Source organism: Bacteroides caecigallinarum, assembly GCF_021530995.1.
GTDB classification, from domain to species: domain Bacteria; phylum Bacteroidota; class Bacteroidia; order Bacteroidales; family Bacteroidaceae; genus Phocaeicola; species Phocaeicola faecigallinarum.
This window is the reverse complement of sequence record NZ_JADYTF010000354.1, coordinates 1-255: the sequence shown is the minus strand read 5'-3', so window position 1 is coordinate 255 and position 255 is coordinate 1. Positions and strand designations below refer to the sequence as shown.

The window sequence follows — 255 nt, the reverse complement described above, 5'->3', positions numbered from 1 at the left end:
CCGGATCACTATGCTCTAGTTTCCTACCTGATCGACTTGTCAGTCTCCCAGTCAAGCACCCTTCTGCCATTACACTCTTGGGCCGGTTACCGATCGGCCTGAGGGTACCTTTAGAAGCCTCCGTTACACTTTTGGAGGCGACCACCCCAGTCAAACTACCCACCAAGCAATGTCCTCAATCCATGAGTTAGAACTCAAACAAACGAAGGGTCGTATTTCAACAGCGGCTCCACGAACACTGGCGTGCCCGATTCA

The 255-nt window shown here is 52.2% G+C and carries 1 rRNA gene; it reads right to left on the bottom strand.

Going from position 1 to position 255, the window contains the following annotated elements:
* Nucleotides 1-255, bottom strand: a 23S ribosomal RNA gene (locus I6E24_RS17005); the annotation flags it as partial.